Origin of the sequence: Gemmatimonas sp., from assembly GCF_044376735.1 — a bacterium.
Classification (GTDB): Bacteria; Gemmatimonadota; Gemmatimonadetes; order Gemmatimonadales; family Gemmatimonadaceae; genus Gemmatimonas.
In genome coordinates this window covers 1-24,686 of record NZ_JBILKJ010000039.1, presented here as the reverse complement: position 1 = coordinate 24,686, position 24,686 = coordinate 1, and the positions used below count along the sequence as shown (strand labels likewise).

The 24,686-nt window shown below is 67.0% G+C and carries 18 protein-coding genes and 1 pseudogene; 15 read left to right on the top strand and 4 right to left on the bottom strand.

What is annotated here, in order from left to right:
- Positions 1-2,862, bottom strand: a pseudogene (locus ACIRA7_RS08070) (hypothetical protein); the annotation flags it as partial.
- Positions 2,863-2,929: 67 nt separating this feature from the next.
- On the opposite strand from ACIRA7_RS08070, the gene ACIRA7_RS08065 reads away from it, so the two are divergent.
- From ACIRA7_RS08065 to ACIRA7_RS08020, 10 genes are all read left to right on the top strand, one after another.
- A complete protein-coding gene (locus tag ACIRA7_RS08065) occupies positions 2,930-3,670 on the top strand; it encodes a hypothetical protein (RefSeq protein ID WP_396220341.1) in 741 nt (246 codons plus the stop codon).
- A gap of 116 nt (positions 3,671-3,786) precedes the next feature.
- Positions 3,787-5,274: a TolC family protein gene (locus ACIRA7_RS08060; protein WP_396220340.1), complete on the top strand. Its 1,488-nt coding sequence runs from the start codon at positions 3,787-3,789 to the stop codon at positions 5,272-5,274.
- A gap of 12 nt (positions 5,275-5,286) precedes the next feature.
- The gene (locus ACIRA7_RS08055) at positions 5,287-6,573 is read left to right on the top strand and encodes an efflux RND transporter periplasmic adaptor subunit (protein ID WP_396220339.1); all 1,287 of its coding nucleotides are present in this window, start codon (positions 5,287-5,289) and stop codon (positions 6,571-6,573) included.
- A 125-nt stretch (positions 6,574-6,698) separates the two neighbouring features.
- Positions 6,699-7,376, top strand: a complete 678-nt coding sequence (locus ACIRA7_RS08050; RefSeq protein WP_396220342.1) for an ABC transporter ATP-binding protein — start codon at positions 6,699-6,701, stop codon at positions 7,374-7,376.
- Between the two features lie 159 nt (positions 7,377-7,535).
- A complete protein-coding gene (locus ACIRA7_RS08045) occupies positions 7,536-8,783 on the top strand; it encodes an ABC transporter permease (RefSeq protein WP_396220338.1) in 1,248 nt (415 codons plus the stop codon).
- Positions 8,784-8,786: 3 nt separating this feature from the next.
- A complete protein-coding gene (locus tag ACIRA7_RS08040) occupies positions 8,787-10,040 on the top strand; it encodes an ABC transporter permease (protein ID WP_396220337.1) in 1,254 nt (417 codons plus the stop codon).
- A 57-nt stretch (positions 10,041-10,097) separates the two neighbouring features.
- Entirely contained in the window at positions 10,098-11,339 is a 1,242-nt protein-coding gene (locus ACIRA7_RS08035; protein WP_396220336.1) for an ABC transporter permease, read from the top strand.
- Positions 11,340-11,343: 4 nt separating this feature from the next.
- On the top strand, positions 11,344-12,600 hold the full coding sequence (locus ACIRA7_RS08030; protein ID WP_396220335.1) for an ABC transporter permease: 1,257 nt from the start codon (positions 11,344-11,346) through the stop codon (positions 12,598-12,600).
- A gap of 10 nt (positions 12,601-12,610) precedes the next feature.
- Positions 12,611-13,855, top strand: coding sequence for an ABC transporter permease (locus ACIRA7_RS08025; protein WP_396220334.1), 1,245 nt, complete (start codon positions 12,611-12,613; stop codon positions 13,853-13,855).
- 3 nt (positions 13,856-13,858) lie between these two features.
- Positions 13,859-15,106, top strand: a complete 1,248-nt coding sequence (locus tag ACIRA7_RS08020; RefSeq protein ID WP_396220333.1) for an ABC transporter permease — start codon at positions 13,859-13,861, stop codon at positions 15,104-15,106.
- Positions 15,107-15,121: 15 nt separating this feature from the next.
- Here the strand turns inward: ACIRA7_RS08020 and ACIRA7_RS08015 are convergent, their stop codons facing one another.
- From ACIRA7_RS08015 to bchI, 3 genes are all read right to left on the bottom strand, one after another.
- Positions 15,122-15,922, bottom strand: coding sequence for a DUF3623 family protein (locus ACIRA7_RS08015; RefSeq protein WP_396220332.1), 801 nt, complete (start codon positions 15,920-15,922; stop codon positions 15,122-15,124).
- 64 nt (positions 15,923-15,986) lie between these two features.
- Complete coding sequence (locus ACIRA7_RS08010; protein WP_396220331.1) at positions 15,987-17,873, bottom strand: magnesium chelatase subunit D; 1,887 nt, start codon at positions 17,871-17,873, stop codon at positions 15,987-15,989.
- Entirely contained in the window at positions 17,854-18,897 is a 1,044-nt protein-coding gene (gene bchI, locus ACIRA7_RS08005; RefSeq protein ID WP_396220330.1) for a magnesium chelatase ATPase subunit I, read from the bottom strand. Before bchI ends, ACIRA7_RS08010 begins: the two co-directional genes overlap by 20 nt.
- Positions 18,898-19,045: 148 nt before the next feature.
- Here bchI and ACIRA7_RS08000 point away from each other — a divergent pair, with 148 nt between their 5' ends.
- From ACIRA7_RS08000 to ACIRA7_RS07980, 5 genes are all read left to right on the top strand, one after another.
- A complete protein-coding gene (locus tag ACIRA7_RS08000; protein ID WP_396220329.1) occupies positions 19,046-20,278 on the top strand; it encodes a methyltransferase in 1,233 nt (410 codons plus the stop codon).
- 105 nt (positions 20,279-20,383) lie between these two features.
- On the top strand, positions 20,384-21,352 hold the full coding sequence (bchC, locus tag ACIRA7_RS07995) for a chlorophyll synthesis pathway protein BchC (RefSeq protein WP_396220328.1): 969 nt from the start codon (positions 20,384-20,386) through the stop codon (positions 21,350-21,352).
- Positions 21,349-22,365, top strand: coding sequence for a chlorophyllide a reductase iron protein subunit X (locus tag ACIRA7_RS07990; protein WP_396220327.1), 1,017 nt, complete (start codon positions 21,349-21,351; stop codon positions 22,363-22,365). The genes bchC and ACIRA7_RS07990 overlap by 4 nt, the downstream gene beginning before the upstream one ends.
- Before the next feature lie 13 nt (positions 22,366-22,378).
- Entirely contained in the window at positions 22,379-24,004 is a 1,626-nt protein-coding gene (gene bchY, locus ACIRA7_RS07985; protein ID WP_396220326.1) for a chlorophyllide a reductase subunit Y, read from the top strand.
- A partial coding sequence (locus ACIRA7_RS07980) for a nitrogenase component 1 (RefSeq protein WP_396220325.1) occupies positions 24,004-24,686 on the top strand: 683 nt, incomplete at its 3' end. The genes bchY and ACIRA7_RS07980, both read left to right, overlap by 1 nt.

Sequence of the window (24,686 nt, the reverse complement as noted above, 5' to 3'; positions counted from 1 at the left end):
CAGTGACCGGGCCGCCAGCCCGCTCGACCAGAGGGCCGCCAGGGCCCCGAGCATCGTGGCGAACAGCAGAAGCACACCGAGATCCTCGCGGCGGGCATCGAGGGCGAACTCGTCGCCGCGCGCGGGCGTCGCGAGGACCAACGAACTGGTGGACGCAAGATGTCGGAAGCCCACGAGGGTGCGCGCATCGCCGACCGCAATCCGGCGCGTGGTGAACGCGTCGTCGGCACCGAAGTCATCCGTCATCACGTCGCCGGTGCCGAGCGACACGGGCAGCAAGCGCCCCAGGGGCGCGAGGGCATCCAGCAGCGAGTCGCTGGCGGTCACCAACTGCCCATCGCGATACAGGAACAATGGCGCGCCGGTGCTGGACGGCGCCGTCCCGATCGCACGGCGCTCTTGCTCGGCGGCCGCCACGCGCAGCGTTTCCCGAACCAACAGCTCGCGCGCCGCGCGATCGTCGTCCTGCAGCCGATACCACGCCCAGGCGGCGAAGATCGTGGCCGGTACGATGAAGAAGGTGAGCAACGCCCCGCTGAGTCGCACGCGATACGAGCGCGACCAGCGGGCACGCCGCAGACGCAACAGCCGACCCAGCGCACCGTCGGCGAGCGCCGTGGCGGACCACAACAGCAGGACGGCCACGACATCGAGCAACACCAGCAGGGCACCGCGCGGGAGCAACACATCGAGCGTGCGGAGCTCCACTTCCACGTACACCCGACGCACGTCGATGCCGGTTCCAGCCACGCCATCGCCGTGCATCGCATCGCCTCGACGGCGCCAGCGTAGCGGATACACGGTCGTGTCGGCGGCCAACGGCACAGCCAGCGCCAGCTTGTATGGGGCGGCGGTGCCGCGGGCACCCGTGACGCCGGTAAACGCCGCAAACGGATCCAGTGGCAACAGCCGCGTTCGAGGCGGCACCGCAATCGTGGTCACGACGCCGTCCGGGGCCGGGACCGCGGCAACGAGCAGGGTGGTCGGACCATCCCCGACGGCACGGATCTCCGCGAGGCCGCTCGCACGCGCGAGGCTCGCAATCACGGCCTGCGCCCCGATCGTATCGTTCACCGGGGCAAGCGACAGCTCGGACACCGGCGTCGTGGAATCGCTCGGGGCCCAGCGCGCCAACCGCGCCGGATAGCCCGCGAGCGCGAGTTCGCTCGCCGCATAGCGTCGCAGCAGCGCGTCCGTGCTGCGCACTGGACGCGTTTCGTCCCGCATCGCCGCCGCAAAACGTTCGAGCAGTCGGTACGCGTTCTCGTCGACCGCCTCGATGCGTTCGAGATCATGCTGCGCGAGCGCCATCCGGGCCCGTACCGTCGCCCCCCAGGTCAACGTTGCCGCCCCTGCCCCGGCGACGACCGCGGCGGCGGCCACCTGGGCGAGGCCGCGACGGGTCAGCGCCAGCGCGCCGATGGCCGCGACCCAGAGCGCCGGATACCACGCCGGCCAACCGCCGGGGGCATCCCACAGAATCGGCGCGAAGGCGCCTGTCGCGAGCGCGAGCAGCGGCGCGACGCTGGACGGCAAGCCGCGGCGCGACCCGAGCGCCGCGTGCCCCGCGGCGGCGCCTGTCAGCAAGATCGACACGCCGCTTAGCGCCAGGGCGAGTTGCCACGCGCTCCACAACCCGAAGCCGGCGCCAGCCGCCGGCAACGCGATGCCACGGGCGAGATCGCGCAGCAGGAACGGGCCGCCCGACGCCGCGACGAGCACGACCACCGCCGCGATCCATCGCGACGGCTTCTGCCACGACGCCCGCAATACGAGCAACAACACGGAGAGCGCGAGCATGGCCGTGATCAGCAGCGCGGCGACGTTCGACGTGAGGGGTCCGCCCATCGCCGCGAAGTAGCTCGCTGGGTCGAACAACGAGGACACGTTCGAGAGGGCCGACAGCGGCGCCACCGCGATGGTGAGCACCGCCACCGCCGCCGCCGCCACGCGCTGCCCCGTGCGCGCCGGTCGGCGCCAAGCGCAGATCAGCATGCCAAGCAGCGCGAGGCCGAGCGAGAGGGAGGTACGAGCCCGCGCCCGCTGCAGCAACGCCAGTCGGGTCTCACCCTCGGAAAAATCGAGGGTTCGCACCCGCGCCAATCGATTTGGTCCGTCGGGCACCACCACCACCGTCGAGCCGGCCGTCACGTTGGTCGAATCGGGCGACTCGATGATCGTGTGGGCGACATCCACGCGCCCCCAGAGCGTACGCAACAGCGGCTCGGCGAATCGGTCAGCCGGCGGCGCCGACGACACCAGCGCCACGGCCACCGCCTCGACCTGTCCGTCGGCCGAGCGCGCGCGTGCAACCAGCGACGTATGGAACGCACCCTCCACCAGACGGACACCGATCGGCGCGCCAAGGACGATCGGCGTGCGGGTTTGCCCCGCCCGCGCCACCAGCATGCCGTTCCGAAAGACCAGCAGCGCGGACTCCACGCCCCCCTCCAACGGCGGCGTCGCGACGTCCGTCGAATCCAGTACCCGCGCTTGCGCCACGCGACCCAACGTGGACGCGACCTCGGTCAAGCGCGCGGCCACGCGCTGCGCCCGATCCTCGCGTTCGCCCGCCGACCACGCGGCCCAATCTCGGCGAACCGACTGCAACGCGACCGTTTCGCCAAGCGCCACCAGAACCGTGATCGCCAGCAGCACGGCCGTCACCACCGGAATCCCGCGCGGACGTCGCAGCGTGGGCAACAACCACACCGCCCCCGCTGTTGCGGCGAGGGCGAGGACCAACGACGCCCACCCCGGCGCCTGCTGCCAGAATGCGCACGCGAGGATGGCGGTGCTGGTCGCCGCGACCCAGCCGAACGGCCACGAATCGGCGCGCGCGGCGCGGGGCAAAGAGAACATGGCCCCACAATACCCCGCGAACCCCACGATGGCGAAGGGGAGCGCCTTGTCTGGTTATCTTTCACCAATGCCTTCGATTCGCCGAGCTCGGCGTATTCCTTCCAGCGTGCTGGCACTCATGGCCACGATGCTGGCCGCTCCCCTCGTGGCGGCGCGCCCCCAGCCGCCGGCGCCGACGCGCCTCGACGTCGGCAGCTTTACGCTCTTCGTGAACGGGCAGCGCGCCGGACGCGAGCAGTTCTCGGTGCAGCGGGTCACGTCGCCGGACGGCGGCACGCTCGAAGGTCGCTCCGAATCGGCCCTCGGCGACCGACGGGTCGCGATGCGCCTGGAAACGGATTCGGCGGGCACACCGGTCCGCTACTCCGTGGAAGAACGGCGGGGCGCCGATGTCACCCTGCGGCTGGGCGGTCAGCGCGTGCGCGGCCGCTTCGCCACGCTCGCCCGCAGTTCGACGGGCGAAGCGGCGCGCGAGTATCTGCTGCGGCCTGGCGCGGTCGTCGTCGAAGACGACGGGATCGTGCAGTATGCGCTGCTGGTGCGCGAGCGCACGGGTGGTGCGGGCACCGGAATCACGCTTCCCAGCCTCACGCCGATTGCCAACACCCAGGGTACCGTCCGCCTCGTCCTCGAGGCCAACAGCGACACGATCGTCGTCGCCGGCGTGCGGCGCGCGGCGCGGCGGTGGCGGGTGACCGTCAACAGTGGGGACCTCCGCCTCGTATGGGCGGATGTTGAGGGGCGTCTGCTCCGGCTCAGCATTCCGGCGCGCAATCTCGAGGCCCTTCGGGACGACGTGCCGCATTGACGCGAACAACTCCCGTGGGGCCGGGCCGTCAGGACGCGTCGGTCCAATCCAATGAAACCATCTCGGCTCGGTGTGCGTACGCCCCCCAGACTCCGTCCTCCACCCGCTTCGTTCCTATGAGAATTTCCACGTTTGCGCTCGCGTTCGGGCTTGCTGTTGCCGGGACCGGTCCGTCGCTTGCTGCCGCGCAGGCTGCCCCGGCTTCTGGTGCGATCATCACGCTCACGGACGCTTTAGCACTCGCGCGCCGGAACAACCCCGCGCTGCAGAGCGCCACCAACGCCCGGCGCACGGCGGCCGCCGCGGTGCGCTCCGCCAACGGGGCGTTCATCCCCGGCGTGAATTCGAGCGTGGGTGGTGGCTACCGCGAAGGCCGGCAGACCTTTTTCCAGGGTCAGGCCTTCGGGTCCACCAACGATCAGCTCTCGACCGACGCCTCGGTGAATGCCAGTCTGCAGCTGTCGCTCGCGACGCTGAACGACCGGCGCGCGGCCCAGGCGAACCAGAATGCCACCGAAGCCGACATCGCCGCCGCCGAACAGCGCGTGCGCAACGACGTCACCAACCAGTACCTCACGGCGCTGCAGGCACAGGCCCGCGCCTCGCTCCAGGACACGCTGCAGGCGACCACCCAGACGCAGCTCCAGTTGGCCCGGGCGCGGTTGCAGGTCGGCTCCGGTACCCAGCTCGACGTGCAGCGCGCCGAAGTGGCCGATGGCCAGCAGCGCGTCGCGTCGTTGAATGCGCGCAATCAGGCCGCCATCGAAATCGTCCGGCTGTTCCAGGCCATCGGCATCGATGCCACCCCCGACGCGAAGCTCGACGCCAATCTCGCGGCCCCGCCAGCCATCGATCTCCCCGCAATTCTGGAGATGGCCCGCCGCACCAACCCGGCGCTTGGCTCGTTCCGTGCCCGCGAAGAGTCCGCCCGCCGTTCGCAAGCCTCGGCCCGCAGTGCCTACTTCCCGACCTTGTCGCTGCAAGCCGGCGTCTCGGCCTTCACGAATCGCTTCACCAATACCGGACTGCTGATCAGCCAGAGTCAGGCCAGCACGTTTTCCGCCAAGGCGTCCTGCATTCGCAGTGAAGAGGTGCGTGACCGTATCGGCCTCCCGAACAATCTGGCCCAGTGCAACGGGATCACGTTCACGGCCGCGCAGGAAGACGCCATCCGTGCCGCGCAGAGCAAGTACCCGTTCGACTTCACGCGCAATCCGTACTCGCTGTCCGCCTCGTTCTCGATGCCGATCTTCAACGGCTGGCGCCGGGAGCAACAGATCGAGCAGGCCAGCGTGCAGCGCCGCAACGCCGAGAATGACGTGCGCTCGCAGGAACTGCGCATCACGGCCGACGTCACCTCGGCGTATCTCTCGCTGAGCACGGCGCAGCAGACCGTGGTCTTGCAGGAGCAGAACGTGCGCACGGCCCGCACGGCCCTGTCGCTGGCGCAGGAGCGCTATCGCGTGGGGGCTATCAGCATCGTCGATCTCGTACAGGCTCGCGGTGATTACGAGCGCGCCGAGACCGACCGCATCACCGCCATCTACGATGTACAACGGGCATTCGCGGCGCTTGAAAACGCCGTCGGCCGTCCCATCCGCTAACAGAGACCAGTCATGACGAAAGGTGTAAAGTTCGGGATCGGCGCTGCCGTGGTGATCGCCGTTGCCGCTCTTGGCGTGATCAGTGCGAAGAAGAACAGCACGAAACCGGTCGAAGTGCGGACCGAGGCCGTGGAAGCCCGCGACCTCGTCGCGTCGGTCACGGCCAGCGGACAGATCCAGCCGCGGACCAAGGTCGACGTGTCGGCCGACGTGACTGGCAAGATTGTGCGCCTGTCGGTGAAGGAAGGCGACGTCGTCAAGAAGGGGCAGTTCCTGCTGCAGATCGATCCCGAGCAAGTCACGGCCGCCTTGCAGCGCTCGGAGGCGTTTCTGGCGTCGTCCCGCGCTCAGGCGGCGCAGTCGCGCGCCAGCCTGCTGCAGGCCCAGCGCAACTATGAACGCTCGCTGAAGATCAAGCAGCAGTCGCCGGAGCTCGTCAGCGACGAGCAGCTCGAGCAGCTCAAGACGCAGGCCGAGGTGAACAAGGCGCTCGCCGAAGCGGCCGGCTTCAGTGTCGATCAGGCCGTGGCCTCGGTGCGCGACGCGCGCCAGGCGCTCAACCGCACCACGATCATCGCTCCCATGAGCGGCAAGATCACCCGCCTGAACGTGGAAGAAGGCGAAACGGCGATCATGGGTACGTTGAACAAGGATGCCGCCACGCTCATGACGATCAGTGACATGAGTGTGCTCGAAACGAAGGTGAAGGTCGACGAGACCGATGTCGCACGCATCAGCGTCGGCGACTCGGCCCTCATCCAGATCGATGCCTTCCCCGACACCACCTTCGTGGGTCGCGTGGTCGAAATCTCGAATAGCTCGGTCACCAAGTCGGCCGCCGCGAACACCGGCGATCAGGCGATCGATTACGAAGTGCGCGTGGAACTCGTAAACCCGCCCCAGGATACCCGCCCCGACTTCTCGGCCACCGCCAAGATCGTCACGGCGTCGCGGACCAAAGTGCTGAGCATCCCGATCATCGCCCTGACGGTTCGTGAAAACGAGGACCTGCCCAACGGGGACTCGGCGGTGACCGTCGGCCGCCAGCCGACGAAGGAAGTCGGCAAGCGCGACGTGGAAGGCGTGTTCGTGGTGGGGACCGACAACACCGTCAGCTTCCGCCCCGTCAAGGTCGGGATCGCCGGCGAGCGTCACTTCGAAGTGCTCGACGGACTGAAGAGCGGCGAGACGATCGTGGCCGGCACGTATCAGGCGATTCGCGAACTCAAGGACGGCGCCATGATCAAGACGGCGAAGGTGGAAGACAAGAAGGCGCCGGCAACCGGAAAGAAGCCGTGAGCAAGACGCTCGACGAGATCGGTCTCAGCACCACGGGAGAACGCCGAGCGGTCACCACCACCGCCGGCGCCGCCCCGACGCATGACTGGGTCATCGTGACGCGTCAGCTCAAGCGCGAGTACGACATGGGCGGCGAAATCGTCCGGGCGCTGCGTGGCGTCGATCTCGCCATCCGACGCAACGAATACGTCGCCATCATGGGGCCGTCGGGATCGGGCAAGTCGACGCTGATGAACCTCATCGGCTGCCTCGACACGCCCAACGAAGGCGAGTACTGGCTCAACGGCATGCTCGTCAGCGAAATGTCCGACGATGCGCTGGCCCGCGTACGCAACAAGGAAATCGGTTTCGTATTCCAGACGTTCAACCTTCTGCCGCGCGCCTCGGCGCTGCAGAACGTCGAACTCCCGCTGGTGTATGCCGGCATCTCGGCCGACGAACGGAAGAAGCGCGCCACGGAAGCATTGGAACGGGTCCAACTCGGCCAGCGCATGCATCACCGGCCGAACGAACTGTCCGGCGGTCAGCGACAGCGTGTCGCCATCGCGCGCGCCCTCGTGAACCGTCCGTCCATCCTGCTCGCCGACGAACCCACGGGCAACCTCGACTCGCAGACCTCGGAAGAGATCATGCGGGTGTTCGAAGAACTCGCCGCTCAAGGGCAGACCGTCGTCATGGTCACGCACGAACCGGACATCGCGGTGCACGCCAAGCGCATCATCGTGCTGCGCGATGGCGTCATCTCGAGCGACGAGACACGCGCGCAGTATGCGCTCAAGGTCTCCGGCGAGCGCGTACACTAGTCGGGACCATCCGGCGCAACGCGCCAGTCCGCCATACCACAGTTCCGCTACGAGGCGCTCGGATTCCGGGCGCCTCGTGGTCGTTTCGGGGGCGCGAAACTCTCACCCGTGCGCGCCGTACATCCTCGCAGACCCCACGCGGCGCGAGGCGCTCCCCCCATGCAGTTTTTCGAAGCCATTCGATTGGCGCTCAACACGATCCGCGTCCAGAAGCTCAAGAGCGCGTTTACGCTGCTCGGCGTCTGTATCGGTGTGATGTTCCTGATCTCCGTCGTCTCGATCGTCGAGGGGATGGGGCGGTACATGGAAGAGGACCTGATCGGCAAGCTGATCGGCATCAATACCTTCGAGTTACGCAGTCGCCCCAACATCAACATCGGCGACATTGATGAAGCCACTTGGGCGGAATACCAGCGTCGGCCACGGCTCGGATTGCTCGATGTCGCACCGGTCACCGACGCCCTGCCAGCCGACGCCAAGTGGTACATCACGAGTGAAGATCAGGTCGCCGTCACCTCCGCATCCAGCGGGAAGCCGCGCACCACACGGGTCTTCGCGGTGGAAGGCCAGTACTTCGAGGTGAAGAATCTCGGCGTGACCACCGGCCGTGTGCTCTCCGAGCAGGAGCTGTCACGCGGCGAGAAGTCGGTGGTCATCGGCATCGATGCCGCCGAGCGACTCTTCCCGGGGCTCGATCCGATCGGCCGTGAACTCAAGATGGGTGGCGTTCCCTACCGGGTGATCGGCGTGGCCGAGTCGCAGGGCAAGGCGTTCGGCATGTCATTCGACAATTTCCTCGTGACCTCGTGGCGCTCACCGGCGCGCCGTCTGCTCAACTCGCGTCCGAACATCGTCGACGCCGTGGCGATTCAGTCGCCAAGCCCGGAGGCCATGACCGAAACGATGGAGATCGTTCGGGCCGTCATGCGGGCACAGCATCATCTCCGGCCGGCACAGCGGGACAACTTCACCTTGCAGACCGCCGACTCGGCCCTCGAGTTCTGGAACAAGATCAAGAGCTACCTGGTGCTGGCCGGTATTGCGCTGCCCGCGATCGGCCTCGTCGTCGGCGCCATCGTCATCATGAACATCATGCTCGTCGCGGTCTCCGAGCGCACGCGCGAGATCGGCGTGCGCAAAGCACTCGGCGCAAAGCGAAAGGACATCCTGCTGCAGTTCCTGATCGAAGCGGCCACGCTCGGCATCGTGGGCTCGGCGATCGGGGTGGCGCTCGGCATCGGTCTCGCCGAAGGCATCGCCGCGTTCTCGCCCTTACCGGCCAGCGTGGCGCCCTGGTCCATCGTCGTCGGTATTGCACTGGGCGCCGGCGTCGGTGTCGTATCCGGGGTGTATCCGGCCAGCCGTGCGTCGCGTCTGGATCCCATCACCGCACTTCGGCAGGAATAGCGCATGTCCGCCTTCACGACCCGCCTATCTGCCGTGGCCGAGGGCGTCCGCATCGCGCTCGACGCGGTCCGTGCCAACAAGGTCCGCGCCGGTCTCACGATTCTCGGCATCGCCGTCGGCGTCTTCGTGGTGGTCGCGATCTCCGCGGCCATTCACGGCATCAACCAGTCGGTGGCCAACGACTTCGCGAGTACCGGGCCGACCACGTTCTTCGTGTCGCGGTATCCCATCAGCTTCGAGAACTGCGACGGCTCCGACGGCACCTGCGCCTGGCTGCGCAATCCGCCCATTCGTCCCAACGAAGTCGAGAGCCTGCGCCGCCTGCCCAGCATCGAGGCCGTCGGCGAGCGCCTCGATTGGGGCACGAAAGTGAAGTATCGCGAGCGCGAACTGCCATCGGCGAGCGTGGAGGGCTACAGCGCCGAATGGACGACCATCAGCGCCCCCGAGGTGTATCCCGGGCGGGCGTTCACCTCGGCCGAGGCCCGCACCGGTGCCCGGGTGGCCGTCATCACCACGCTCATGGCAACCCGCCTCTTTGACGAATCCGATCCCGTCGGCAAGTCGGTCACGCTGAACGGCGTGCCGTTCGAGGTGATCGGGGTGTACAAGGACAACAGCAGCTTCCTGTCGGGCGGTGAGCGTCCGAAGGCCGTGATTCCCGTGCAGTCGCTCATTCGCTACGTGGGCGCGCGGGCCAGCGGTGTGTCGCTCGCGGTCAAGCCGCGTGAGGGAGTGGCGCGTGACATCGCACTCGACGACGTCACCGCCACATTACGGGGTATGCGCGGAACACGTCCCCGCGACGAGTCGTCGTTCGCGATCATCACGCAGGACAAGCTGCTGGAGACGTACAACAGCATCTTCGGCATGTTCTTCCTCGTGATGATTGCGCTGTCGGCGGTCGGCCTCATCGTCGGCGGGGTGGGCGTCGTGGCGATCATGATGATCTCGGTGACCGAGCGGACGCGTGAGATCGGGGTGCGCAAGGCCCTTGGCGCGACGAAAGCCACGATTCTCTGGCAGTTTCTGGTCGAGGCCGCCACACTCACCGGCATCGGCGGGGCGATCGGCCTCTTCGTGGGATGGCTGGGCGCGCTGGGGATTCGCAGCTTTACGCCGATTCAAGCGAGCATCCCACCAATGGCGGTGGTCGTCGCGCTCGGCGCCAGCGCGGTCACGGGCATCCTCTTCGGGATGCTGCCCGCCAGTCGGGCGGCCCGTCTTGATCCCGTTGACGCGCTGCGCTACGAGTAGCGGCCCGCCACCGGGCTCTCTTCGGCACGAATTGCGGGGTTCGGCTATTATTCAGGTGTGAAAACACGAGACGCTATCGGTCTGGCCCTGACCCAGATTCGAGTTCAGAAACTCAAGAGCGCCTTCACCCTGCTCGGGGTGACTATCGGCGTCATGTTCCTCATCGCCGTCGTCTCCATCGTTGAAGGGATGGGACGATATGTCGAAGAGGATTTCGCCGCGCGCCTGATCGGCAGCAACACCTTCACGGTGCAGCGATTCAGCAACGTCGGCCCCGTTGGTAATCGCGGCATCGATGCGCGCTCCGCCCAGCGACGACCGCTCATGAGAATGCAGGATGTCGACGCCGTGCGCGCCGCGATTCCCGCAACCATGACGTCCAGCATCGCGAGCACGACCTTCAAGTATGCGTCGGCACCGGGCGCACGGCCGCGCCAGGTGCAGGCGGTCGCGACCGACGCGAACTACTTCGACATCAAGCGGTTTGCCGTCACAGTCGGGCGGGCGTTCACCGATCAGGAAGTGCGCGCGGGTGCGCGCGTGATCGTGATCGGCACCGAAGTGGCCGATCACTTCTTCCCCGGGCTCAACGCGGAAGGTCGTGAACTGCGCGTCGCGGGGGTTCCCTTCACCGTGATCGGTATCATCGAGAAGCAAGGCTCGGTGTTCGGCTTCTCGCTCGACCGCAACGCCATCGCGCCGTACACGTCGCCGATGGGTCGCATCATCCGGCCGCAGCGCGACGTGTCCTCGTTGATTGTACAGGCCCCGACGCAAGCGGATCTCCCCGATGGTATGGAAGCGGCGCGCGGCGCGCTCCGCGCGATCCGCGGACTGCGGGCAGGCGAGCCTGACAACTTCGGACTCGTCACGCAGGACGCCGCCTTCGGCTTCATCAAGCAGCTAACGGGTCGCCTCGTATTGTTTGGCACCGCACTGCCGGCGATCAGTCTCGTCGTCGGTGCGATGGTGATCATGAACATCATGCTGGTGGCGGTTGCGGAGCGCACGCGAGAGATCGGCGTCCGCAAAGCGCTTGGCGCCAAGCGCTCGGACATTCTTTCCCAGTTCCTCGTCGAGGCCGCGACACTCAGTACGCTGGGTGCCGCCATTGGCATCGGCTTGGGGATCGGACTCGCCAAGCTCGTCTCCGTGTTTACGCCGCTTCCCGCCGCCGTCGCCCCGTGGTCCATCGCGGCGGCTCTCGTGACCGGAGCCGGCGTCGGGATTGCCGCCGGACTGTATCCTGCCAGTCGCGCGTCGCGACTGGATCCCATTACCGCGCTGCGCCAGGACTGATCGCATGAATCGATTCCTACTGGTGTTCGAAGGTGTCGGGATGGCCCTGGAGTCAATCCGCTCGAACAAGGTGCGCGCCGCCCTGACCATCGCCGGAGTGGCGATCGGTGTGTTCGTGGTCGTCGCCATGGGTGCCGTCGTGACCGGGATCCGCACCTCGTTTCAGCAGGATCTCGAGGAGATCGGCGCCACCACGTTCATCGTGCAGCGTCGCAGCTCGGGCATCAGTGGGTGCGATGGCACCGATGAGAAGTGTCCGGATCGCAGCAATCCGCCGATCTCGTTTGCCGAATGGGACATGATCAAGCGCATCCCTGGCGTAGAAAACGTGATCGGCGTACTCGGTGGCCGAGGCAACTTCGCGTATCGCAACAGCCGCGTGGACAACGTCGGCTTCGATGCGTACAGCGTGGAGTGGCCGTCGGTCGATGCCTCCGACATTTTCCCCGGACGCAACTTTACGCGGACCGAGTACGACGCCGGACAGCCGGTGGTGCTCGTCAACGATACGCTCAAAGCGCAGCTGTTCGGCGACTCGGAAGCGATCGGCAAGCAGATCATGATCAGCGGTCGGCAGTTCACCGTGATCGGCATCTACGCGCCCAAGGCCGGCTTTCTGAAGTCGCTGGAGGGGAAAGGCCCGGACACCCCGCGTGCGATCATTCCCATCCAAGCGGCGGTACGCAGCCTCGATGTGTCGCGTAACAGCCTCAGTCTGATGGTACGGCCTGAGAAGACGGTGACACAGGGTGAGGTCATGGACGAAGTCTTGGCCTCCATGCGCGCCCGCCGTGGCCTGCGCCCGGGCGACCGCGCCACGTTTTATCTGGTCGAGCAGGATCGCCTCATGGACACCTTCAACCAGCTGTTCGGTGCGATCTTCGCCGTCGGCTTGGCGTTGTCGGCCGTTGCGCTCCTCGTCGGCGGGGTCGGGGTCGTCGCCATCATGATGATCTCCGTCACTGAACGCACCCGAGAGATCGGCGTGCGAAAGGCACTCGGTGCCACCTCGGGAACGATTCGCTGGCAGTTCCTGGTGGAAGCGTCCACCATGACCAGCATCGGCGCGTTCGTCGGACTGGCACTGGGTGCCCTCCTCGCGTGGGGCATTCGCTCGAACACGTCGATCCCCGCCACGCTCCCCGGCAGCATCGTAGCGACCGCATTGATCGCGAGCGCGATCACCGGCGTAGCATTCGGCATGCTCCCCGCCATGCGCGCGTCACGGCTTGACCCGGTGGAGGCGCTCCGTCACGAGTAAGTCCGGCTCCATGCGATTCTCCGACGTTATCCGCCTCTCGCTCGTACAGCTTCGGGTGAACCCGCTGAGAACGGCGTTCACCCTGCTAGGCATCGTGGTATCCGTCGGTTTCTTGGTGGCCGTGGTGGCGATCATCCAGGGGATGAACGCGTACGTGAAGGAGAACATCGCCGACGCCATGATCGGCATGAACACCTTCCAGGTGCGTCGGCTGCCCATCAGTCTTGGCCTGTTCACCGACGACGAATTCCGCCTGCTGCGTCGCCGGCCGCGCGTCGACGAGCACGACGCCGAAGCGGTGCGAGAGGCGCTCCCCGACGCGCTGGCAATCGCCCTGCAAAGCGGATGGCCCACGCCACAAGCCGACGTCGTGTGGCGCGACCGCACCCTCGGCAGCGTCCTCATCTTCGGTGTGACCTCGGGCTATCAGGTCGTTCAGGACTATCGATTCACCGACGGCAGGCCGCTCAGCGACATCGATGTGCGCGAACGGCGCAACGTGATCGTGGTGGGCGCCGACGTGGCGCAAAAGCTCTTTCAGGGCGCGTCGGCCATCGACAAGGACGTGCGCGTGATGGGGCAGCGCTACACGATCGTCGGCGTCGTCGCCCGCAAAGGCCGCGTTCTCGGACAGTCGTTCGACGGGTTTGCCTTGATGCCCATCTCGGCCTTCGAAGCCATCTACGGGCGACGACAGAACACCACGATCTCGATCAAGATGCGCGAGGCCGCTGAGATCGGGCCCGCAATGGCCAAGGCGCAGGAAGCCATGCGCCTGGCGCGCCGACTGCGACCGTCGGATCGCGACAACTTCGATGTCGGGACAGCCGAGGCGCTGGTCGACTTCTGGAAGCAGCTCACCAGAGTGCTGTTCGCCGTCGTACCGGCCGTCGTCGCGATTGGCGTGCTGGTGGGTGGCATCGTGATCATGAACATCATGCTGATGGGCGTCACCGAGCGCACGCACGAGATCGGATTGCGTAAAGCGGTGGGCGCCACGTCGGCGGACATCCGGCGTCAGTTCCTCGCCGAAGCGGTGGCGTTGGCGACGTGCGGTGGACTGCTTGGCGTGGCGGCAGGATCGGGACTGGCAGCGACCATCGCCGCGTTCTCTCCCTTACCCGCCCAGGTGTCGCTCTGGAGCGTAGGCCTGGCCTTGTCGCTCGGCGCGGGGATCGGCGTGCTGTTCGGCGTGTATCCCGCATCACGGGCCGCGAGACTCGATCCGATCACCGCGATGCGCGCGGAGACCTGAGGCATGGCCCTGCGCGTCGGCTCCTTACGCGAAAACGTGCTCATCGCGTTCGACGCGATCCGCACGAACAAGCTGCGGTCGACACTCACCATTCTGGGCGTCGTCATCGGCGTCGCGACCGTCATGGCGATGGCGGCCATCGTGGAAGGCATTCGCTCGCAGATCGTGACCACGATCGAGGTGGCCGGGCCCACCACGTTCTACGTCATGAAGAAGTTTTCGCAAACGCCGCTCAATCCGGACAATCTGCCGAAGGAGGTCCGGATCCGTCCCGAGATCTCCGAGCAGGAGGCCGAGGGCCTACGTCGGCTGCCCGAGATCGCGTACGCGTCGCTGTGGGCGCAGACGTTGGCGCGCATCGAATCAAACGGGGTGCGGTCACAGTCCATGGCCATCTTTGGCGCCGACGACGGGTTCACGCGTATTCAAGGCGGCGAGCTCGTAGAAGGGCGCTGGTTCACGCGCAGCGAACTCACGGCGGGCGCGCCGGTGGTGGTACTCCAAGACGAAACCGCACGTCGGCTGTTCGGACGCGAGGGGATGCTGGGCCGTCAAGTCCAGGTGGGTGGACGCCCCCTCATCGTGATCGGCCTCTGGCAGGAGCCGGGTAACATCTTCGCACCGCCCGGACAGGCCGTTGGCGCCATCGTGCCATACAAGTTCATGGAGCGCAGCTACACCATCGACAAGACGAATGCGCTGTGGATCCCCGTGAAGCCCCGGACCGGCGTCAGCGTGGCCGACGCGCAAGGCGCCGCCGTCATGGCGCTTCGCGAAATGCGTGGCCTCCGCCCAGGTCGCAGCAACAGCTTCGACCTCGTGACGCAGGATCAGATTCTCGACACGTTCAATGGCATCACGAGCGTTTTTTTTCTCGTGATGATCGTGCTCTCTGGGGTGGCGCTCTTGGTGGGCGGCATTGGCGTCATGGCCATCATGACGGTATCGGTGACCAGCCGCACGCGCGAAATCGGCGTACGGAAGGCCCTCGGCGCCACGCGGCAGGACATTCTGCTGCAGTTCCTCGTCGAGGCGTGCACCTTGACCGGTATCGGGGGGCTGATCGGCATTCTCGTGGGCCTGACGCTGGGCCGCGTCGCGTCATTGGCGCTCGACATCTCGGCACCGGTGCCGGTGTCGCTGACCGTGATCGCCGTGGTGGTTTCCGTCGGCATCGGTATCGTCTTCGGGATGGTACCCGCACGCCGGGCGGCCCGCCTGGACCCAATCGCCGCGCTGCGCTACGAGTGAGCGCGGCCCGCGGCCTCAGTACCCGCGGACGTCGAGAAACGCTTGCCAGAACGGCAGCGTCACGGGCATGCCCAGTACCGAGAGTTCGAGCACACCCAGCACACCGAGCACCGACAGCAGCATCATGCCTTGCCGACGTACGGGCGAGGCATCGCGCAGAGCATGAACGATCGTGCGCAGCGTGAACATGAGCAACAGCGCGACGCTGATCGGCAGCAGCACGCTGTTGCGCTGCGGCCCGAAGTACGACTCGAGATACGTGAGCGACTCCGGAAAGAATCCCCGACCGGGATTCTCGACGCCGAGGAAGATGTTGATGCTGGCCGCCTGATGGGTCACCCAGAAGAGCACGAGCGACCACCACCCGGCGCGATTGGCCCGTCGGGCCGTGAGGACGCCGGTGACGATCAGCACCGCGACCATGGCCAGCTGATACCACAGCATCGACAGCACCGACTGGACCGCGAACGCCCAGCTGGGTGATTGCGCGGGCACCGGCACCATGAGCGAGCGAGGACCGACGAGCCAGCCGCCGTAGAAGGCGACTTGCACCCACGTCCACAGAAACGCCGAGCCCAGAAAGCTGCGTCGCGCGCCAGAGGCCGTTCCCCGGTCACGCTCGAGATACAAGAGCCACGCCCCCCACACGGCGAGCCCGCTGGCAAGCACCAGCCCCAATGCGCGCGTGGCCTCGCTGCGCTCGAGGGCGAAGATGATGCCCGTGGCACTCCACCAGAAAAAGACGACGACCACCAGGCTTCGCAGGGCGACACGCAGCGATGTCTCGCGCGTCGCGATGTCCGTGTCGGATAGCATGGACGGATGACGTACCCGCACCAAGGACTGCCACGGCCAGACGGTTCGGTGTACGACCGGCGTCTCATTCACGGTCGACTCCTTCAGCCATGGTCATCGCGGTGCGCACCAGTCCGCCGAGCGCCTTCGCATTCGCGGCCGGCAGCAACACGTAGCGCGCGCGCATCGCGTCAGCCACGCGACGCGCCACCGGCTCGCCACGCGCGGACGTATCCACGAAGAGCGCGGGAATGTGCTGCTGCGCGAAGCGTGCGCTCGCCATGAGCGCGTCGCGTTCAGCGCCCGGGCGGCCCGGGGTCCCGTCGCGCGCGATGTTGGCGCGTCCATCGGTGAGCATCACCACCAACGGGGCGCTCCCAGCGCGCTTGGCGCCCAGGGCCTGTTCCAGCGCCGCGTCGATGGCGTGCGCCAGCGGGGTCCCACCGCCACCGGGCAGCGCGGCCAACACTTTCTTTGCACGCGCGAGCGCCCGCGTTGGCGGCAAGAGCAGCTCCGTGCCCTGCCCTCTGAACGCGATCAAACTCACGCGATCGCGACGCGCATAGCTCTCGGCCAGCAGCAGTTCGACCGCGCCTTTCGCCTCGGACAGCCGGTTGAGCGCGGAGGACCCCGACGCGTCCACGACGAAGAGCACGGTGGTGCCGGTCTTCTCGATGAAGCGCCGAATGCGGAAGTCCTCGCGACGGATCTGCACGCGCGGACGCCCACGTGTCGACGGCGCGGTTGGTGCGGCGCCCGGCGTGGCGTGCTGACGCCGAGCGCGTTGCCATGGGGCGGCCGCGCGCAACGTTTCCAGCAAGTGCAATCGCGCGCCGCCGCGTGGGAGGCCACTGCGCGCCCCGCGTGGACGGCCACGGACCATGTTCGGCTTCTCGGCGCCGACCCGTCCCTGCATCGTGCCGCCGTTCACCTGTTCCAGTAGCCGCGCGAGCATGCCCGGCGGCAGCGCGGACGTCACGGCCTCCCGCAACACGTCCGTACTGCTCGACGGCGGCGTCGGGGCGTCGTCATCCGAGTCCGCGTCGTCCGGCTCGTCGTCGGGCGGCTCGGGAGGCTGGGGGGTGTCGTCGGCGTGGTCCTCGGGAGCGGACGGCGGCGTGTTCTCCGTCGAGGGCGGCGGCTCGTTCTCGTTGGCCGGCTCGTCGGGCGGCGGCGGCAGTCGCGTGGCCCGTGGCGCGAGGACCAGCGCTGCGGCCACTTCGGCATCGGCTTCGATCAGCATGAGCCGTCCGTGCAACGCCGCGTGTGCCCGGGCACAGCGCAGGGCCATGAGGGGTGCGCGCACCGAGTCGATACCGAACGCGTCGGCCGTCTCGCAGAGGGCGACGATCCAGGAGTCGTCCACGCTCACCGACATCAACCGATGTCGCGCGTCGCGCGTCTGGCGCCCCCACGAGGCGACGTCGCGATCATCGGCGTCATCGAGCAAGGCCTCAGCGGCCGACCCGCTCATGCGGACGACGAACGCCAGCCGGTCGCGTAAGGCCTCGTGCACCGACTCATCGTCGATCGACTCGTCCATGATGACAGCACAGATGCGGGCCGCGTGCTGCTCACTGATGCCATCGCGCGCCACCTGCACTTCGGCGTGATCGAGCACTTCGCACAGCGCGGTGCGGGCCGCGGTGGAGAGCCGTTCGGCCATCGGCACGACGATGACGCCGCCATCGGCCGCCGCGAGGACGCCACGCTCCGCGACGATGTGCCCGGTGGACAGCGTCGCGGCGAGATCGACGCCGCCGTACAGTCGATCCGGGGTCACGCTGGAGGGCACGCGTCGCAACGGGGCCCCCTGCGGAAGGACGCGTTGCACGAGTGACGAAAAGGCACGCGCCTGCTCGTGGAGCGGATGATCGAGTATGGCGCCCCCGAGTCCGCGCGCATCGACCGCCAGCAGCAACGCCGTCAGCGCGGGGCCACCGCGCGGCAGGTCAGCGACTGGCGACGACATCGCCCCACAGCTCCGCGATGGCGCGTTCGACCCGGGTGGTCGACCCGGCGTCGTCGAGCACATTGCGGCGCAGGCGATGACGGAGCGCCATCGGCGCGATCCGGCGCAGGTGGGCGAGCGTCACTTCATCATTGCCCTCGTACGCCGCCATCGCGCGCGACGTGCGGAGCAGGGTGAGCTCGCCGCGCAGCCCATCGGTGCCGAGCTGCGAACAGAGCGTCGCCGCCCGTTCGAGCACCTGGTCGGAGACGACGAGCGCATCGAGGCGCGTGCGCGCCTTTTCGAGGTGGCGGCGCACTTTCGCGTCGGCCTTGTGCCAGTGCGTCATGAACGCGGCCGGATCCCGGTCGAACGCATCGCGGCGCTTGATGACGTCGATGCGGGTCGCGATGACCGTGGGCGTGCGCACGTCGACCGCGAGGCCGAAGCGATCGAGCAGTTGGGGCCGGAGCTCGCCTTCTTCGGGATTGCCGCTGCCCACGAGCACGAATCGGGCGGGATGGCGAACGCTCACCCCTTCACGCTCGACCACGTTCTCGCCGGTCGCGGCCGCGTCGAGCAGCAGGTCGACCAGGTGATCCTCGAGCAGGTTCACTTCGTCGACATACAGGAAGCCGCGATGGGCGCGGGCCAACAGGCCGGGCTCGAAGGCCTTTTCGCCGGTGGTCAACGCCTTTTCGAGGTCGAGGGCCCCGACCACGCGGTCCTCGGTGGCGCCCAGCGGGAGATCGACCACCGGCACCGGCGCCAGCACCGACTTGGTATGCCCCCCGGCCGCCGCCCGGGCCTGACACTCCTCGCATCGCCCGCCATTGGATTGGGGGTCGCAGCCGTACCGGCAGCCGGCGACCACCTTCATGGGGGGCAACAGCCCAGCCAGCGCACGCACGGCCGTGGACTTGCCGGTACCGCGGTCGCCAAAGACCATGACCCCACCGATCGAGGGATCGATGGCCACCAGCAACAAGGCCAGCTTCATTTCATCCTGGCCAACGATCGCGCTGAACGGAAATACCGGTCGCATGCGGGCTCACTGAGGTTCGTGCGGTGGCCTCGTCGTGGCCAATCCATCGTTGACGACGATAGAATCGGGGCGTCAGGGTCGCAAGAGCTTTACACTCAATGTGTACACTTTTCTTGACACTCCCGTTTCCTCTGCTTATCGTCGGCCCGTGAACCCTCCCGAGCATGCCCTGACGGCCAAGGTCCCGGCCCTGGCGACCGAGCGCGCCAGAACGCCACACGCAGCCCAGCCCGCCCATGAACTCGGCGCGGCGGCCATCGCGCACCCTTCCGCCTGGCACGAGCGTATCCGTGACCGGTGGAACGCGCTCGTTGCCACCGACAAGTTCCAGCGATGGAGCGCGCGATTCCCGCTCACGCGCGCGGTGACCATGCGGCGATCCCGGGCCCTGTTCGATATCGTGTCGGGGTTCGTGTACACCCAAACCCTGCTCGCCTGCGTCGAACTCGACCTGTTCGCATACCTCGCCGGCGGGGCCCGTACGCTCGACGAGATTGCCGAGAAGACAAATCTGTCTCGGGCCAGCACCGAGCGGCTGCTCAACGCGGCGGTCTCGCTCCGCCTCATGATGAAGCGACGCCACGGGCGCTACGCCCTTGGCGCGTTGGGGGCCCCGCTCGTCGGCAACACCGGCGTGCTGGCCCTGATTCGGCATCATCGGATGGCCTATCAGGACCTGAGCGATCCCGTCTCGCTCCTCCGACAGGGCTCCGATTTCCGCACGGAGCTCTCGCGCTACTGGTCGTACGCCGACGCGCCACGGCCGCAGCAAATCGATGGCACCCGCGTCGCGGCGTACTCGGAGATCATGGCAGACACGCTGCCGCCCGTGGCGCACGACGTACTCGACGCCTACGACCTGTCGAAGCATACCTGCCTGCTCGACGTCGGCGGTGGTGAGGGCGTGTTCCTGTCACTCGTCGGTGACCGACACGCCCACCTGCAACTGCGCCTGTTCGACCTGCCGGCCGTGGCCGCCCGGGCGAAAGCGCGGCTCAGCGCGGCCGGGTTCGCCGATCGCGTGGACTGCCACGGGGGCAACTTCCACGCCGATGCGCTCCCCACCGGCGCCGACGTGATTTCGCTGGTCCGCGTGCTGCTGGACCACGACGATGAGTCCGTGCTGCGACTGCTCAAGCGGGTCCGGGCCGCGCTCCCGAGTGGCGGCGTGCTCCTGATCGCCGAAGCGATGGCCGGCGTCCGTGGTGCCGAAACGGTCGGTGACGCCTACTTCTCGTTCTATCTGATGGCGATGGGGAAAGGCCGCGCCCGACGGGCCTCCGAGCTCCATCAGATGCTGCAGGCGGCCGGCTTCCGGCGCAGCCGCGAGTACTCCACGCGCTTTCCGATTCAGACCGGTCTGATCGTCGCCGAAGTCTGACGGTCGCGCGCGCCGTCGCTGCCGCGAAAACGCGTCAGCACGAATCCCGACAAATCGAGTCATCCAATGTTGACAGTCTCTGGTGTCAACAACACGTTACACCTCGTGAAGACTACGGCCGTCGTTTTCGAACAACCCCAACAGCTCTCCGTCCGCGAGCTGACGCTCGTCCCCGCCACCGACGCCGACGTGCTGGTGGCGATGCGCTGGTCTGGTATCAGTACCGGGACCGAGCGCATGCTCTGGACTGGCACGATGCCGCCCTTTCCCGGGCTCGGGTATCCCCTCGTGCCCGGCTACGAAGGCGTCGGCGACATCGTCGAGGCCGGTCCCGCATCTGGTCGCACCGTCGGCGAGCTCGTGTACATCGCCGGCTCGCGCGGCTTCACCGACGCGCGCGGCCTCTTTGGCGGGCAGGCCTCGCTGGTCGTGGTGCCGGGGACCAAGACCGTGGTGCTCGACCCATCGCTTGGGGAGACGGGGGCCCTCTTCGCGTTGGCCGCGACCGCGCACAACGCCCTCGGCGCGGTGGCCCCCGGCGTCTCGCCGCGCGACGTCCCGGAGCTGTTGCCGGAGCTGATTGTTGGCCATGGGGCGCTCGGTCGGCTCATCGCGCGTCTCGTGGTGCTCTACGGCGGCAAACGGCCGACGGTGTGGGAGATCAACCCGGTGCGCATGGATGGCGCCCGTGGCTACGACGTGATCCACCCGGAGACGGATACCCGGCGCGACTATCGCACGATCTGCGAAGTGAGCGGGGCCAATGGCTTGATCGATACGTTGGTGGGCCGCTTGGCTCCCGGCGGGGAGATCTGTCTGGCCGGGTTCTACAGCGAACCGGTCAGCTTCACCTTTCCGCCCGCGTTCATGCGACAGGCGCGTTTTCGCATTGCGGCGCAGTGGAAGGAGTCCGACCTGCAGACGATCGCGACGCTGGCCAACTCGGGAGCGCTCGCGCTCGACGGGTTGATCACGCATCGCGAAGCAGTATCCCGTGCTGCCGACGCCTACACCACCGCGTTCGGCGATCCCCACTGCGTCAAGATGATCCTCGACTGGAGAACGGCTGCATGAGTGAAGACGGTACCAGCTCCACCAACGGCGCCCTGCATCAGCTGCACTCCAGCGTGCGCAGTGAAGCCGCCGCCGGCCCCGATGCGGTGCACACCGGACCGGTGACCAAAGAGACGCAGATCATTGCGATCTACGGCAAGGGCGGCATCGGCAAGAGCTTCTCGCTCGCCAATCTGTCCTATATGATGGCGCAGCAAGGCAAGAAGGTGCTGCTCATCGGCTGTGACCCCAAGAGCGACACGACCTCCTTGCTCTTCGGGGGACGCGCCTGCCCCACGATCATCGAAGTGTCGTCGCGCCTCAAGCTGGCCGGCCAGCAGGTCTCCATCAGCGACGTCTGCTTCAAGCGTGACGGCGTATTTGCCATGGAGCTCGGCGGCCCCGAAGTGGGCCGCGGCTGCGGCGGACGCGGCATCATTCATGGATTCGAGATCCTCGAGAAGCTCGGCTTCCACGAATGGGGCTTCGACTTCGTGCTGCTCGACTTCCTCGGCGACGTGGTGTGCGGCGGCTTCGGCTTGCCGATCGCGCGCGACATGTGCCAGAAGGTGATCGTCGTCGGCTCGAACGATCTGCAATCGCTGTACGTGGCCAACAACGTCTGCTCAGCGGTGGAGTACTTCCGCAAGCTCGGCGGCAACGTCGGCGTGGCTGGTATTCTCATCAACAAGGACGACGGCACCGGCGAAGCCGAAGCGTTCGCGGCGAAGGCGGGCATCCCGATCCTCGCGAAAGTTCCGGCCAACGACGACATCCGCAAGAAGAGCGCGAACTACGAGATCATCGGCTACCCCGGTGGTGAGTGGGGCCCGTTGTTCGGTGAACTCGCCCAGGCCGTGGCCGATGCGCCGCCGGTGCGTCCCAAGCCACTCACGCAGGACGAGTTGCTGGGACTGTTCGCGGCAAGCCAGGTCGGTGGCAACGTGGTGCTCGAGCCGGCCACGATGTTCGACCTCGTGGGCCGCGAAGACGTCGCCAAGCCGTCGCTCGAAGTCGTGTACGACACCGTTTGATCACGAGGCTGTCATGAGCAACCACTCCAGCGGCGAAAGCCTTCGCGAAGTCGTCTACGACGACGCGGGCAGCACGCCCACGGCGAACGATGCGGACCAGCCCACATCGCGCGTGTTGCCGGTCATCGATGGCAGCACGATCAACGCCGCCGCGACCGCTGCCGACGGACTCGGGTGTCACGCCGGCGCCGACGAAATGCTCGCCGCGGCGAAAGCCGCTGGGAAAAGTGAGACGCTCGATCGCTACGCCGCCGACTATCCGAAGGGACCGCACGATCAGCCGCAGAGCATGTGCCCCGCGTTCGGTTCGTTGCGCGTAGGGCTGCGCATGCGCCGCACGGCCACGATTCTGTCCGGCTCAGCGTGTTGCGTGTACGGACTCACCTTTACGTCGCACTTCTACGGGGCGCGACGCACCGTGGGCTACGTACCGTTCAACTCCGAAAGCCTCGTTACCGGACAGCTGTTCGAAGATATCCGCGATGCGGTGTACAAGATGGCCGACCCCGCGTTGTACGATGCCATCGTGATCACCAATCTGTGCGTGCCGACGGCATCGGGTGTGCCGCTGCAGCTGCTGCCCAAGGAAATCAACGGCGTGCGCATCATCGGTATCGACGTGCCGGGCTTTGGCGTGCCCACGCATGCCGAAGCGAAGGATGTGCTCGCCGGTGCGATGCTGCGCTATGCGCGCACCGAGGCCGAACTCGGGCCCGTGGCTGCGCCGCGCGGTGGCGTGAGCGACAAGCCCACGGTCACGCTGGTGGGCGAGATGTTCCCCGCCGATCCCGTGGGCATCGGCATGATGCTCGAGCCGATGGGACTGGCGGCCGGTCCGGTGGTGCCCACACGAGAATGGCGTGAGCTGTACGCCGCGCTCGACTGCGTGGGCGTGGCCGCCATTCATCCGTTCTACACGGCCTCGTATCGCGAATTCACCGCCGCGGGTCGCCCCATCGTGGGTTCCGCCCCGGTGGGCTACGACGGCACGGAAGGCTGGCTCGAAGCCATCGGTCAGATGGCGGGCGTGGCCCGTGAGCGCATCGATTCGGCCAAGAACAAATTTCTGCCGGCCATCAAGGGTGCCCTGGCCAAGATGCCGATCTCGGGACGCATTACGATGTCGGGCTACGAAGGCTCGGAACTGCTGGTGGCCCGGCTGTTGGTGGAGAGCGGCGCCGACGTGCGCTACGTGGGCACGGCATGTCCGCGCACCGTCCACAGCGATGCGGATCGTGAGTGGCTGACCGCACGCGGAATCCACGTGCAATTCCGCGCGTCGCTGGAGCAGGATCTCGCCGCGATGCACGAGTTCAAGCCCGATCTCGCCATCGGCACCACCCCAGTGGTACAGAAGGCCAAGGAGCTGTCCATCCCGTCGCTGTACTTCACCAACCTCATCTCGGCGCGCCCCCTCATGGGCCCCGCTGGTGCCGGCTCGCTGGCCACCGTGGTGAACGCCGCACTCGGCAACAAGGCCCGCTTCGACACCATGACCACCTTCTTCGAAGGCGTCGGCACCGGCTTTGCGAGCGGCGTGTGGGAAGAGGTGCCGCAGGATCATCCTGAGTTCCGCGATCACTACAAGCGCCACCTCGCCAAGATGGCGAAGGCGCGCAAGGCGGAGGAGATGGTCTGATGCTGGTGCTCGATCACGATCGCGCAGGCGGATACTGGGGCGCCGTGTATGTCTTCACGGCCATCAAGGGGTTGCAGGTCGTCATTGACGGACCGGTGGGGTGCGAAAACCTGCCGGTCACCTCGGTGCTGCACTACACCGACGGCCTGCCGCCGCACGAACTTCCCATTGTCGTCACGGGCCTGGGCGAAGAAGAGCTCGGCCGCAACGGCACCGAAGGCGCGATGCGCCGCGCGCATAAGACGCTCGACCCCGAACTGCCCGCCGTGGTCGTCACGGGGAGCATCGCTGAGATGATCGGCGGCGGCGTCACGCCGGAAGGCACGAATATCCAGCGCTTCCTGCCACGCACGATCGACGAAGACCAGTGGCAGGCGGCGGAGCGGGCGCTGTACTGGCTGTGGACGGAGTACGGCCTCAAGAAGGGCGTGGCGCCCAAGCGCCGCGAACGGAAGGAAGGCGACAAGCCGCGCGTGAACATCGTGGGCACGATTTACGGCACCTTCAATTCGGCCAGCGATCTGGCGGAGATCCGTCGGCTGGTAGAAGGGATCGGCGCCGACGTGAACATGGTGTTCCCCATGGGCAGCCACCTGGAAGAGGTGCCGCGACTGGTGGATGCCGACGTGAACGTCTGCATGTATCGCGAATTCGGCCGCATGCTGTGCGAAGCGCTCGACCG